The 12,778-nt window shown below is 70.5% G+C and carries 12 protein-coding genes; 6 read left to right on the top strand and 6 right to left on the bottom strand.

The window, feature by feature from the left end; translation table 11 throughout:
• Window positions 1-186: 186 nt before the first annotated feature.
• Window positions 187-849, bottom strand: coding sequence for a deoxynucleoside kinase (locus tag OHV05_RS34550; protein WP_405021258.1), 663 nt, complete (start codon window positions 847-849; stop codon window positions 187-189).
• 367 nt (window positions 850-1,216) lie between these two features.
• Between OHV05_RS34550 and OHV05_RS34555 the strand changes: the two genes are divergently transcribed.
• On the top strand, window positions 1,217-2,413 hold the full coding sequence (locus OHV05_RS34555; protein ID WP_405021259.1) for a hypothetical protein: 1,197 nt from the start codon (window positions 1,217-1,219) through the stop codon (window positions 2,411-2,413).
• A 329-nt stretch (window positions 2,414-2,742) separates the two neighbouring features.
• Here the strand turns inward: OHV05_RS34555 and OHV05_RS34560 are convergent, their stop codons facing one another.
• From OHV05_RS34560 to OHV05_RS34570, 3 genes are read right to left on the bottom strand one after another with little or no spacing between them, the layout of a single operon-like run.
• Entirely contained in the window at window positions 2,743-3,357 is a 615-nt protein-coding gene (locus tag OHV05_RS34560) for a hypothetical protein (RefSeq protein WP_405021260.1), read from the bottom strand.
• Between the two features lie 33 nt (window positions 3,358-3,390).
• On the bottom strand, window positions 3,391-5,190 hold the full coding sequence (locus OHV05_RS34565) for a hypothetical protein (RefSeq protein WP_405021261.1): 1,800 nt from the start codon (window positions 5,188-5,190) through the stop codon (window positions 3,391-3,393).
• Window positions 5,187-6,164, bottom strand: a complete 978-nt coding sequence (locus OHV05_RS34570) for a sensor domain-containing protein (protein WP_405021262.1) — start codon at window positions 6,162-6,164, stop codon at window positions 5,187-5,189. The genes OHV05_RS34565 and OHV05_RS34570 overlap by 4 nt, the downstream gene beginning before the upstream one ends.
• Before the next feature lie 908 nt (window positions 6,165-7,072).
• Between OHV05_RS34570 and OHV05_RS34575 the strand changes: the two genes are divergently transcribed.
• The 3 genes from OHV05_RS34575 (at window position 7,073) to OHV05_RS34585 (ending at window position 8,433) form a co-directional block, all read left to right on the top strand.
• A complete protein-coding gene (locus OHV05_RS34575; protein WP_405021263.1) occupies window positions 7,073-7,405 on the top strand; it encodes a metalloregulator ArsR/SmtB family transcription factor in 333 nt (110 codons plus the stop codon).
• The gene (locus OHV05_RS34580; protein ID WP_405021605.1) at window positions 7,402-8,148 is read left to right on the top strand and encodes a DUF2071 domain-containing protein; all 747 of its coding nucleotides are present in this window, start codon (window positions 7,402-7,404) and stop codon (window positions 8,146-8,148) included. The genes OHV05_RS34575 and OHV05_RS34580 overlap by 4 nt, the downstream gene beginning before the upstream one ends.
• A gap of 90 nt (window positions 8,149-8,238) precedes the next feature.
• Window positions 8,239-8,433, top strand: a complete 195-nt coding sequence (locus OHV05_RS34585; RefSeq protein ID WP_405021264.1) for a hypothetical protein — start codon at window positions 8,239-8,241, stop codon at window positions 8,431-8,433.
• Window positions 8,434-8,773: 340 nt separating this feature from the next.
• Here OHV05_RS34585 and OHV05_RS34590 read toward each other — a convergent pair whose 3' ends face one another.
• Window positions 8,774-9,160, bottom strand: a complete 387-nt coding sequence (locus tag OHV05_RS34590) for a hypothetical protein (RefSeq protein WP_405021265.1) — start codon at window positions 9,158-9,160, stop codon at window positions 8,774-8,776.
• 387 nt (window positions 9,161-9,547) lie between these two features.
• The gene (locus OHV05_RS34595; RefSeq protein WP_405021266.1) at window positions 9,548-10,288 is read right to left on the bottom strand and encodes an alpha/beta fold hydrolase; all 741 of its coding nucleotides are present in this window, start codon (window positions 10,286-10,288) and stop codon (window positions 9,548-9,550) included.
• Window positions 10,289-10,895: 607 nt separating this feature from the next.
• Between OHV05_RS34595 and OHV05_RS34600 the strand changes: the two genes are divergently transcribed.
• Together OHV05_RS34600 and OHV05_RS34605 are read left to right on the top strand one after the other, a co-directional pair.
• Window positions 10,896-11,741 (top strand): helix-turn-helix domain-containing protein, encoded by an 846-nt coding sequence (locus tag OHV05_RS34600; protein ID WP_405021267.1) that lies wholly within the window; start codon window positions 10,896-10,898, stop codon window positions 11,739-11,741.
• Window positions 11,742-12,017: 276 nt separating this feature from the next.
• The gene (locus tag OHV05_RS34605) at window positions 12,018-12,371 is read left to right on the top strand and encodes a WXG100 family type VII secretion target (RefSeq protein WP_405021268.1); all 354 of its coding nucleotides are present in this window, start codon (window positions 12,018-12,020) and stop codon (window positions 12,369-12,371) included.
• Window positions 12,372-12,778: the final 407 nt, after the last annotated feature.

Consider the following 12,778-nt stretch of genomic DNA (forward strand, 5'->3'; position numbering starts at 1 on the left):
ACGCGTTCTCGACCGGCTGTCACCCGTGGGTGGAGCGCGATGAGCGATCAGTGTGGACAGTGACGGTCCGTGGCAGTGGACTTCTCGCCGCGAAGCCTGGGGGAGGGGCGGCGGTGAGCGGCTCCGCCGCCGGCAACGGGGCGTGAGCGCCTGCCGCCGCCCCGGGGAGGAGCGGGGGCTGTGGGCTCAGGCCGGCTGACGGACAGCCGCGAGGGCGTCCTTGACCTGCTGGGCCACCCGGGCCGCGTCGTCGGGGACGTGCACCACGTCGGTGTTGTTCATGTCGATGACCAGGACCTCGCTGGCCGAGTAGTACTTGTGCACCCAGTCGTCGTACCCGGACCAGAGCGTCCGGTAGTACTCCACCAGGCCCTCGTCCTGCTCGAAGTCGCGACCCCGCAGCCCGATCCGGTGCAGCACTGTCTCGAAGTCCGCCTTGAGGTAGACCATCAGGTCGGGTGCCTTGCGGTACGGCAGGCCGTCGATCTCCCGCATCATCTCCGCGAGCAGGCCCTCGTAGACCTGCATCTCCAGGGCGCTGATCCGGCCCAGGTCGTGGTTGACCTTGGCGAAGTACCAGTCCTCGTAGATGGAGCGGTCCAGGACGTTGTCGCCCTGCCGGTACGCCTCCTTGATCGCGGCGAACCGGGTCTGCAGGAAGTACAGCTGGAGCAGGAAGGGGTATCGGTTCGCCTGGATCTCCTCGGGGCTGGCCGTGTAGAAGAGCGGCAGGATCGGGTTCTCGTCCACGCTCTCGTAGAAGACCTCGCTGCCGAGCTCCTTGGCGAGCAGCTCGGCGACGCTGGTCTTGCCGATGCCGATCATGCCTCCGACGCAGATCACTGGCATTCCTCACTTCTCCCTGGGGTTTGCCGTGGGCTCCTCAGGGCCGAGGTCCCGGACACCACATCGCTAGGGCAAGCGATGATTCTATGTCGAACGCCGGAGTGGTCGGAGCCAGTGGAGACCTGCTGCGCGGAGCTGCCGAGGGTCCGGGCGGGTTGACGGGCGCGGTCCGCCCGTCCCGCTGGTTCGAACGGGCCCCTCTCCGCGGGCTGACTGGACGCCTGAGCCCGCTTCGCCGCCGCACCAGGCACCCGTTGCCACGTCGCCGCCAGGCGGGCGTGGCAACGGCTGCTGACCTCAGGTGCGGATAGTGTGCTCGGCGGCCGGGGTGGGGTAGGTACGGGGGAGTACTGCAGAAGTGAGGGGCACCGTGTCTGAGTTCCAGTTCTACCAGTTCGTGGCGATGGAGCGGCCTCTGACGGCTGAACAGATGGTCGAGGTGCGGCGCACCTCGACCAGGGCCGAGATCACGCCGACGTCGTTCGTCAACACCTACCAGTGGGGTGACTTCAAGGGGAGCTGTGAGCAGCTCATGGAGTCCTGCTACGACGCTCACCTGTACTTCGCGAACTGGGGGGACCGCAAGGTGGTCCTGCGCTGGAGCGCGGACGACCTGCCGCTGGAGGTGGCCCGGCGCTACTGCGCGGGACCGTCCGCACAGGTCCGCCAAGCAGGCGACCGGGTGATCCTGACCCTCAGGTCCGAGGACGAGGACGGTGACCACGACGACTTCGACGACCTCTTCGACCGCGGCGACTGGGGCGACTGGGGCGACGAACACGGAGCCGAGGAGCACTGGCTGCCCTCCATCGCCGAGGCCCGCCACGACGTCGCGGCCGGTGACCTTCGCCTGCTGTACCTGGCCTGGCTGCTGTGCGTCGGAGGCGGCGAAGTGGCCGACCACGCCGTTGGACCGCCGCTGCCCGCCGGCCTGGAGGACCTGCCGGACTCACTCGCCGACCTGACCACGTTCCTCAGGATCGACGCCGACCTCGTCACAGCCGCCGCCACGGGCCGGCCGCAGCCGGACCCCGTCCTCGAACCCGGCTTCCCCGGGGAACGGGTGGCCGCGCTGCCCGACGAGGACAAGAACGCCCTGCTCTGCAGGCTGCTGAGTGAGGACCCGAAGCAGGTCGCCGCAGCGTTGCGGCGCAGGCTGCGTCAGGACTGCCCGAAACCGGCCGCAGATGGGGCTACGGCCGGTGTCCGGACGGCCGGTCAGCTGCGTGCCGCCGTCTCCGATGTGACAGCGGGGCGCCTGGCCCGAGAGGCGACTGAGCGGCACGTACGAGAGGAGGCCGTTCGGGAGGCCGCCGTGGTGGCTCGGCGGGGTCGGGTCACCGTGCTCGCCGGCGACCGTGAGGGCGCCTGGGCCCGGGCGGAGGACCTGATCGGGCGTCGGGTCGGGCGGGACTACGCCACCGCTGTGCAGCTTTTGGCGGACCTCGCCGCGCTCGCCGAACAGGACGGCGCGACAGCCGAGTTCGACGAGCGGCTCCATGACCTCCGTCAGCGCCACCGGACCAAGAAGGCGTTCCTGCGAGAGCTCACCGCTGTCGGCCTTTGACGGCGGGCGGGCGTCCGGCTCGGGCCGATCGTTCCGCCGCTCAGGCTGTAAGTGTCAGCTGCGCGACGTGGTCCTGGTGCGGACGAGGCAGGCGACATCACGTACCCCCGCCTCCTGCTCCCAGGGCCGAAGGCGCCGGTTGATCGGTGTCCACCGCCGGCTGCGGCTGAGCCTGCGCCGCCGCCGAGGAGTGTGGGACAGCCCCGCCGGACACCCCGTGGACGAGTGATCAGTGGGAGACCGGGACGGTCCCATGCTTCACGAAGTCGCGGGCAGCGCCGGCCGCCGTGCCGACGCTGCCCGGCCCGGCGGTCGACCGTGTTCGCGGGTCACTGCCAGAGCTGCTTCGACCAGTCACCCCAAACGCGGTAAGCACGGCCGTCACCGACCTGCTCCGTCCCACCGGGAACGACGTCCTCGTGGTACGGGTACTGCTCCGTCACCGCCGCCAGCAGGAACTCCAGGAAGCCGCCCTCGAACAGGTCCCATTCCCGCATCGAGTCGAACTTGGCGGCGACCGGCCAACGGTCCGGGTCCGGACCCCGCGTCAGCCAGAAGAACTGGTCGGAGCTCCAGTTGTTACCCCACTTCAGAAGGCCGCCCTCGGCCGGCCACAGCGGATACGGGCACTCGTCGTGGTCCCCGTCCCGGTAGGCCTGGGCCAGCATGGCGCAGTATCCGTAGGGGTCCGTCGTGTAGTACAGGAATCCCTCGAAGCCGAGCGGCTGCTCGGTCTTGGGACTGGGCGCTGCCGACGGTGTGTAGACGTGCAGCTCGTCCCTGATGCTGACCATCCCGTACCGGTCGGCGAACGACCGGTAGTCCGCAGGCAGTTGGAAGCCCAGCGCATCGGGCGCGAGCTCCCACGGGACCGGGACCACTCCGCCCACCGGCGGTGGCCCGATCACCGCGCCGAGGCGGTCCAGCAACTCCTCGATGTTCACGTCCACTCCCGTCAGCCGTCCGTTCTCCGGGTGCTAGTTTCCGAGGTTCACATATCCGATGGAGCCGTACCTCCCGTTGTCGACGGTCGTCCGGGCCGAGTCGGTGGTCGAGCCGGTGGTGGCGTCCCAGGCGTTGAGCGACATCTGCCACTTGTTCGGGATGGTGCTGCCGGTGCTGTCGTACTGCGGGAACACGTTGTACAGCACGGGGCCCTTGCCCATGTCGACTCCGGCTCGGGCCTCGAACGTCCGCATGCTGTTGGTGATCGTGCCGCCGGTTCGCTGGTTGGTGTTGGCCCCGAGCTGGAAGCACGGCGTCAGGTTCCGCTCGTCCGCTGTTCCGCCGGCCATGCGCGGTACGGAGTGGCAGCGGGCGAGGTCGGACCTCGGAGTGAACCCGAGGGCGGTCGCCCGCGCCGTGGCGTCGATCCAGCCCCGGATATCGCCGGCCGCGGTCGCGGACTGCCCCCTGCCGGAATCGGGCTTGCCTTCGAGACAGGCGTTGACTCCCTGGTTACGGCCCTGACCGTCCGACGGCAGGTAGGCGACCCACCCGCCGCCGTTCAGGGGTACAGCCCCCGACGGCTCCACGTCCTTGCAGGTGGGGACACGCCGGTTGCCGCTCTCCCCGGTGCCCGTGTTGCCGGGTGCGGGGCCGGGCGCCGGGGAGGCGGGTACTTCCTGAACCGTCGTGATCCCGTCGATGGAGAGTTGTTCGCCGTTGCGGTACGCAACGAGCCCGCCGGAGTCGAAGACCTCCGGGGCCGGAGCGGGTGCCGGGGCGGGGGATGCGGTGGTGGTGGGCGCCCGGACCCGGAGCGCCGTGTAGTGCCCGTTGGGCTTGCGGACCAGCCCGTCGTAGGTGATGGCGGGTCCTGTCAGCGTGGCGGCCTGCGAGGCCGGCAGTCGCTTGACGGCTTCGGGCGTCAGGTACGCGGTGCCCGGCCGCGGGTCGACGGTCGTGCCGGTCTGCTGCGCGTACTGCTTCATGGCGGAGGTCTGCGGCTGTCGGTAGGGGCTGTCGGCGGTGTCGGCTTCCAGACCGCGGACCTCGTCGTTGTGTTCCAGTGGCGCGGGTGCGTCGCCGCCCTGATCCATCGTCGCGGCCGGGTCGGGTGGGGACTGGGCCAGGCTCTGGAGCAGCTGGGCCATCTCCTGGAGCAACTGCTGGGTCTGGAGCTGGAGTTGCTGGGCCCGGGCCTTGGCCTGGGAGGCCTTCGCGTCATTGGCCTTGGAGGCGGCGTTGAGCTGGGACTTGCGTGAGTTGAGCTGGGCTTCCTCCTGCTTGATCTGGCCCTGCTCGCCCTGGAGCTTGGTCTCCTCGGCCTTGACCTGGTTCTGTTCGGCCTGAAGTTGGGAGGCTTCGGAGTTGTAGCGGCTGACCGCGGCAGCCTGGTCGGCAGGGGGCTTGGCCGCGTTGTGGGCGTCGATCTTGCCGCTCAGTGTCCTCGCGCGCGTGTTGTGGGCGTCGATCTCCGTGTTCACCGCAGCGGCCTTGGCCTGGAGCGCGGTATCGGCGCTGCCCACCTCGGCGGCTTCCTTGGTGATCCGCTCGGCCTCGGCGACCACCTCCTTCGCCAGCTGGTCGATCTCGGCTTCCGTCAGCTTCTGTGCCTCGATCCTCTGGGCGAGCGCCGGGGCGACGGCCGCGATGTCCCTGGACGGGGACAGCGCGGCCACGGTGCCGGACGGGGTCAGGACCGGCGTGTCGGCGGCGGCCCTCGTCGCAGCCGCCGTGCCGATGACCGGCAGCAGGAGCGCCAGCACCAGGGCAACGCCACGCCTCACCGCCCGCCGGAGGCGGGCAGCCGGCCTGAAGTGATGTGTGGTCATCCGGTCACCTTCTTGGTGAGCTCTTCGGCGATCTTCCAGCTGGTCGGCTCGCCGTCACCGGCCTGGCAGACGGAGACCTGCAGCAGGCTGGTGCCCTTCACCCATGCCTGGTGATAGCAGGCCCAGCCCGCGCCACCGTCCTGCGCCGCAGTCCACGCCACGGCCACCTCGGTGGCGGGGCGCGCCGTGTAGATCCACTTCGAGCTACGGCCGGCCTGACCGGTGACCGTGGCGGACGGGCACTTGGCGAGACCGTCGGTGAGCGTCCGGAAGGCGGCCCCGGCCTTCTCGGTGTCCGGGAAGACGCCGAGCACCTGGTTCACGGTGTAGGCGCCGTCGCCCGCGGAGTCCTGGTAGGTCGCCGACAGGAACGCCTTCCACCCTTGCCCGTACACCGCCTGCGTCGTCGGCCCCGCCGTCACCGCGCACTCCGAGGGCGCCACGGTGAGCGGGGCGTGGGGCCGGTTCGACTGGGGGCCGGCGACCATCGTCGTCCCGGCCAGCCGGCTGACGCTGTCGGCGCTGAGGAGGTCCGCCTGGACCGTCCCCTCAGCTATGTGCGGTGCACGCCCCGTGGGCTGCTGCGGCCACACCCACCACCCGATGCCGGCGAGTACGAGGCAGGGAAGGAGCGCGGCCACCAGCAGCGGCCAGTGGCGCAGCACCCCGGCTCCCCGGCGCGTTCCCCGCACCCCGGGCGGCGGCGTCGCCCCGGGCGGCGGCTGCGCGCCCGGCCCGGCGGCCGCTTGCGTAGCCGCCTCGGTGGGCTGCGGTGTGCCCCAGCCCGGTGGTTGCGTCGGCAGCGCGAGGGCGGGCGGCGCCACGGCAGGCGACGTGGCGGGCACCGGCCCGACCGGGGTCGATGCCGCGGCGCCGCCGCTGTGGTCGAGCCGGGGCGGCACCGCGCGGGGCGTCTGCTGCCTCGTGGGCGGTGTCGGTGCAACTGGGTCCTGGTTCAAGTAGCGCTCCGTCATGGCGTCCTCCTTGTCGCGGGGTTCGGGTCGGCGCTGTTCATCGGTGGCACGGGACGGCGAGGAGGGACACCACGACCGCCACGGCGGTAGCGGTCGGACCGGAAGCCCAGAAAGCCCAGGACGGCCGGCCGGAGCTTGGCCGCGACGATCGGCTCCGCCCGCGGGCCCTCGCACAGGGTCACCCCGTCACTCGGCTCGTCGGCCACCATGCAGGCGGGTAGCAGGACGCCCCCTCCGCCCTCGGAAAACCGCCTCTCTCACGTACGCGCACGGGTGTTGCGGACGTGGCAGCCCGATCGGCTGCGCACGGGGCACCGGGGCCGTAGAACCGGTCGTCCACAGCTCGATGCTGACGTGCCGCCAGGCATTCGGACAGGTCAAAGCACCGGCCAGGTATGGCCGGTTGTCAGGGCGTGGTCTCCGTGTTCCGGATCCTGGGGATGGGCGGGTGCGCATGGCGGAGCTGCCTGGAGAACCGGTGCGTCGGCTGCCCGCGACGGGGGCCGCGGTGACGGGGGCTGGTTCCACGTCCGAGTGGTCACGACGTACCGACGGCCAGAGCGTGTTCACCGGCCACGGGCGCGCCGGCGACTGGATCGACGGGATGCCGCTGGTGCTGCCACACGTCACCGGCGCCGGGCGGGCATCCACGCCGCAAGGTGAACCCCAAGCCGGTCAAGCACAGAGCCGTAGTTCAAGCATGACCAGCGCGGCCAGCAGCTACTGACCTCACCTCAGCCCTGCACCTCGGCAACAACCGCCCCCCACGGCAACCCCAACCCGGCCAACCGCGCCAACTGCTGTCCACCGAGCCGCTCCCGACGGCGCTCGGTGTTCGACAGCCACGCCCCCGAGCTTCATCCCACCCCCTCTTGTTAGCTGTTTAGCTAATCTGCTAAATATCAGGCATGACAGAAGTTCAGGACGAAGCGGGGGTCTTCCGGGCTCTCGCCGATCCGACGAGGCGCCAGATCCTCGAGGACCTCCGAGGCGGCGAGCTCGCGGCCGGCGAGATCGCGAGCAGGTTCGCGATCAGCGCGCCCTCCATCTCACGCCATCTCGGCGTGCTCAAGGCCGCCGGACTGGTCACCGAACGGCGCCATGGCAACCGAATCCTCTACACACTGGCTGAAGATCGCCTGGCTGCCTGCGTCGGTCGGTTCCTCAGCGCCGTCTGCCCCGAGCAGGTCGTGCTTCGCCACACCAAATGGCGTCCCAGGGCACAGAGCGAGGGATCATGAGGCTGCCGCAGCTGGCCAGCGTCGTCGAACGACGGCTGCTGGTGAACTACCGAGTCGCACCGGACGCCGCGGTACGCCTGCTCCCGCGGCCACTGCGCCCGCAACTGGTGAACGGCCACGCGGTCGCGGGCATCTGCCTGCTGCGCCTGGGAAGTGTCCGGCCGGTCTGGGCACCCAAGGCGTTCGGGTTGCGGAGCGAGAACGCGGCACATCGGATCGCCGTCGAATGGGACGGGCCGGACGGCGTCGAGACCGGGGTCTACATCCCACGGCGCGACACCGCCTCGCGGCTGAACGCCTGGGCCGGCGGCCGACTCTTCCCCGGTGAACAGGGCCGCGCCGACTTCGAGGTGCGCGAGACACCCGGTCAGATGCGCGTCGCACTGGCGACATCGGACGGCGACATCCGCGTGGATGTCACCGTCGAACTGTCCGACGAACTGCGCGGGAGCGAGCTCTTCACGGATCTTGCCGAGGCCTCCCGTTTCTTCCAGGGCGGGGCGAAGGGCTTCTCGGCCACCAGCTCCGGCCGACATCTGGACGGCATGGAACTGTGGACCGATGCCTGGCACGTGGAGGCCGGCCGGGTCCGCTCCGCCGCGTCGTCCTTCTTCGACGACCCGGACCGGTTCCCACCGGGCAGTGCGACCCTTGACTGCGCTCTGATCATGCGCGACGTCCCCGCCAGTTGGCTGCCACTTCCGGCCATGGCTTCCGAACGAGGTGCCCAGCTCGCGAGCTGAAGCGCTGAGGCACAGGACGCCAACCGTCAGCACGACCGTGATCCCGGAACTCCGGGACCCCGCCACCGACCAACCGGAGGAGAGCAGACCATGCCCACGCATCCCCGCTCCGCGCTGTTCGACGTCTTCCGCAGGACCGGAATCGTCGACCGGGAGAGCTTCACCCTGAACACCTACGATGCCGACACCGGCAAGGTCACCGGCCACATCAGCGCCGAAGATCTCGCAGACCAGATCCTGAGGGCCCTCCGCCTCCACGAGAGCGACCAGGATCCCGACGAGTAGACGCACGGCTCGCCACAGCACGAAGGGGGGCCATCCGGAGGTGGCGCCCCTTCGGCGCTCAGGCGGGTTCCCCGGGATTGCCTGTGGCTTCCGGGTTTTGGGCGTGAACGGGCGCTGGTGGACGCCGGCGGTAGGACGAGCGGTTCGCGGTCACTCTCCTGTGCACGGCCCTGCGGCGGCGCCTCGCTCGACCGGCGCGGTAGGTGGCGGTGCGGGGCGCGCGGCTACCGGCTGCGGCGCCTCAGTGTGTACGCGTCGCAGTTGGCTGGGCCTGGTCGGTTGGTACGCGAAGGTTCCCCAGGGGTGGGGGCGATGCGGTGACGGTGGGTTTGGTGGCCGGTCACCAGGCTTGGCAGCGGCTGTCCGAGTGTCCGTCCGGGTCGTCCTCGGTGTTGTGCCAGTTGCCGGCGCGGTCGCAGTGCCAGTCGTTCTGGTTCGGGTCACCAGGGTCACCGGAGCCGGGGTGGCCGGCTCCCCACCACACGTACGCGCTGGCCGACGGAGACGGCTCGTCTGCGGGGACGGGTTCCCCGGCGCTCGCCGTCCCCGTGAGCGAGCCAGCCATCAATGCGCTCACGACCGCCGCGCTCATGACGGTGGCGGTCAGCCAGCCGCCGACTGTCTTGCGGTTCACCGTGGTTCCTTCCAGTGATTCGAGTCTCGACCGGCAATCTACGGCGAGGAACCGGATATTCTCGACATCTCGGTTGTTGTTGCGCAGAACCACCCGTCTGGAGGATGTGACTGGGGCCCGCGCGCACCAGCCGCCGCGCGGCGCGTCCCTGACGGTCTGCCAGGGGAGCGGAACGGTGGCGGGGCGCACGGGCTCGCAACGCCGTAAAGGCATGGCTCCGTCGCTGCCCGCAAAGCACGCGATTGCGGCACGGGGAGAGAGCCGATAGATCACTCCCCGTTCGTACGCCTGAGATTCCGTCAGGCCCGGCCGTTCCGACCACCTGGGCGTGACGGCCCTTGTCAGCAGCACCGGGGCAGTCTCCCGTCCCGGGGCTGCAGTCCGCCCAGCAGGTACCTCTCCCGCGCCCTGCGTACCGACTGATCCGGCCTCGGACGAGTTGGCTCTCGCGGGCGCAGAGCCGCTCAAGGTCATCCTCGGTCAGTTGTCGTAGAGGCTGCGGCCTCCGCCGTCGGCGGCGTGCTCCAGGACCTCGGCCAGCTCCAGCGGCGCGGAGAGCATCGGGTAGTGACCGGTCGCCAGCTCGAAGAAGGTCACGCCAGGCTCGGCCAGCTTCGCGAAGCGGGGCATCCCGGTGGCATGCAGCGAACGGGCGAACTCCAGGTTCAAGCCGCTCGACAGACAGAACACCCCGGTGGTCGGCACCCGCAGCCAGTCGCCGGTCAGCTCGACCGGCTCGGTGACCGTCCGCACCGGCTGCGGGGTGGCCAGGCGGAGCCAGCGCTCGTGCTCCGCCTCCGGCACGCCGTGCACCGCCGGGATCTCCTTCGGCACCGGCACCACGTCCCCCGTCACCGCCGCCGGCAGGTCCAGTTGCGGCATCGTCAGTACCACCGACTCACCCGTCTCCGGGGAGCCGGTGTCCACGAACACCAGCCGCGACACCAGCTCCGGCCGGCGGTCCACCGCCGCGACGCACGGGAACGCGCCGTAGCTGTGCGCCACCAGCACCGTCCCCGGGCCCTCGGCGACGAGCACCTCCGCCACCGCGTCCACGTGCGACGCCAGCCCGATGTCCGACGCGTCATCGCCCGCGCGCTCCGCCAGCCCGGGCAGCGTCACCGCCACCGCCCGGTGCCCCTTGGCCTCCAGCTCGGCGGCCACCGCCTCCCACGCCCAGGCCCCCATGAACAGACCCGGCACCAGTACGAACGTCGCCATGACGCACTTCCTTTCTCGGCGGCCGCACCCTGCGGCGCCGAGTGGAACGCTATGAGCTCCCCCAGGGGGAGATTCCAGCCCGCGCCAAGGGCAACACACCACGCGCCCAGGTTCGCGGGCGATGGCGCCCACAGCGGCGGCGCCCTGGGCGTGGTCATCGGGGGCGGGTCGTGTGCGGCGACGACCGGTGCGGTGCGGTACTCATCCGGCCGGCGCCGCCGGCCCCACGGACCGTCACCGACCGCCCGCCGGAACGCCCCTGGCGATCTGTGTGGCGAGACTGCCGGCGATCCCCGCATGCGAGGCCGGCCGGGCCGGGATCTACGATGTCGATCATGGATCAGAATTTCGACACGTGGGAACAAGGAGGAGGCTGCGGCGTCGGCTTGCCCGGTGTGCGGCAGTCCTTGCGCCGATCCACTGTTCCGTGCCCCTGACACGCCGTCGGGAGCGTGTGGGCGCAGCCCAGGCGGGACGTGCTGCGTGCAGAGGTTGAGACGGGGGCTCCGCTGGGGAGGCGCGGGGCGGGGTTTGCCACGGTGCTGATTTCGGGGTGCGATGACCTATGACGTCTTTTGATGGACACCTGACAATCGCGGACGGGGTCATGCCGGACGGTGGAACGTGGCAGACGGCGCATGCCCGCCGGTACCGCGGGTACCGGCTCGACCTGCGCCGTGGGCGGCGGCTGGAGGTGCCGACGGACGTGGTCACCGTGGTCGTGGGGCTCTCCGAGCCTCTGCGGCTCACCGACGCGATCGACAGCCGGGTCGTGCTCGACGCAGCCTCCCCGGTTGGCGGGCTTCGGCGGACGGCCACCGTCGCGGAGCACCAGGGCCGACTCGAAGGCGTTTCCGTCTCGCTGCACCCGGCAGATGCCCACCGGCTCTTCGGCCCGGTCCTGGGCGAGTTGGACAACCATTGGGCGAACCTGCCCGATCTCCTCGGCCGGCCGGCGCAGCACCTGACCGAGCGGACGGCCGAGGAACCCGGCTGGGCTCAACGGTTCCGTCTCCTCGACGACTTCCTGACCGCCCGCATCGACCAGGGGCCGCAGTGGCCGGCCGAGGTCTCCTGGGCCTGGGCCGAACTGCGGCGCACCGGTGGCACCGTCTCGGTCCGCGACCTCCTCCAGGGCACCGGCTGGAGTCGGCGGCGGCTGGAGATGAGGTTCCGCGAAGCCACTGGGCTCGCGCCGAAGCAGGCCGGGCAGGTCCTGCGGCTCCAGCGCGCGCTGTCGTGCCACCAGCGCGGCGCCACCCGCAGCTGGGCCGAGACCGCGGCTGTCTGCGGCTTCTACGACCAGGCGCACCTGAGCAACACCTTCCGCGCGACGATGGGCTGCTCACCCGTGCAGTTCTTCGGCCACCGTGCTGCCGCCGAACCTGCCGCCGAGCCGTCCGACCGGGTTCCCGACCGTGTGACCAGCGCTGTCCTCCCGCAGCTGCGTTGACACAAGCGGCGGTGCGCATTTTTACAAGACGGCACACCCGGTACCGCGCCAAGATCCTTCCGAGGCGGCGGACCGCCCGGTGGTCCACAGGGGAGACCACCGGGCCCATCCGGCTGTCCGCAGAAGAGATCTTCCGTATCGGACAAGGGGACACGTCACGCGCAGGAGTGGAAAGCTCGCCATCGCCACCGTACTGACCGGAGCCGAGGGCTGGGGCATTCACTGAACTTTTGACGGATTGTCATCCTGCAGGTGCGAGGTTCCGGGGGAGCCATTTTGAACTTCATCAGCGAGGCATGGGACGACGCCAAGGACCTGGTCGGTGCGGGTGCCAGGGTGGTCAAGGACATCGTCATGGCACCCGCCGAGATCGCCCGCTGGGCCCTGGGCGAGATGTTCGGCGGCGGCGAGGACGAGCTGCGCCAGATCGCCAAGGAGCTCGCCGACCTCGGCGAGGAGTTCGACAAGCTCAGCACGGAGGTCAACTCCGCGCTGGGCAAGCTCACCTGGCACGGCGAGGCCGCCGACGCGTTCACCACCCACGCCCAGGGCCGGGTCCGGGAGATGGCCGGGGTGGCGGACGAACTGACCGGACTGAGCAAGGCGGTCGAACGCCTGGCCAGCTTCTGAGCCTGTCGCCGCATCGAGAACTCCGGTTCGGACGGCACGGTCTCCCGGGTGGCCACGATAGGCGACACGTACGGCTTCTACCGCCGCAAGGACCTCTGGGCCGTCGGTCGGTCACCGCCACGGGGCGGTGACCGACCGAGGTCGGAACAGGATGAGTGGTCAGGAGAAATCGGACCGGTGGAGCAGAGAGGCCATCGCGGTCGATCCAGGTTGGGGTCGAGCCCGGGAGCCGGCCCGTCGCGTGCTCGTCGATGTGCTGGGTGAGTGGCTCCTGCCGAACCCCGGGCAGTGCCAGGTCCTCCTCGGCCCTCGGGCAGCAGCAGCCGTGGGGAGGTCGGGTAGCGCTGCTGCCAGGCCCGGAGCACGCTCTGCGAGTGTGAGGTGCGCCGCAGGATGGGCGGGGACCG

This window comes from Kitasatospora sp. NBC_00070 (assembly GCF_045041205.1).
Lineage (GTDB): Bacteria > Actinomycetota > Actinomycetes > Streptomycetales > Streptomycetaceae > Kitasatospora.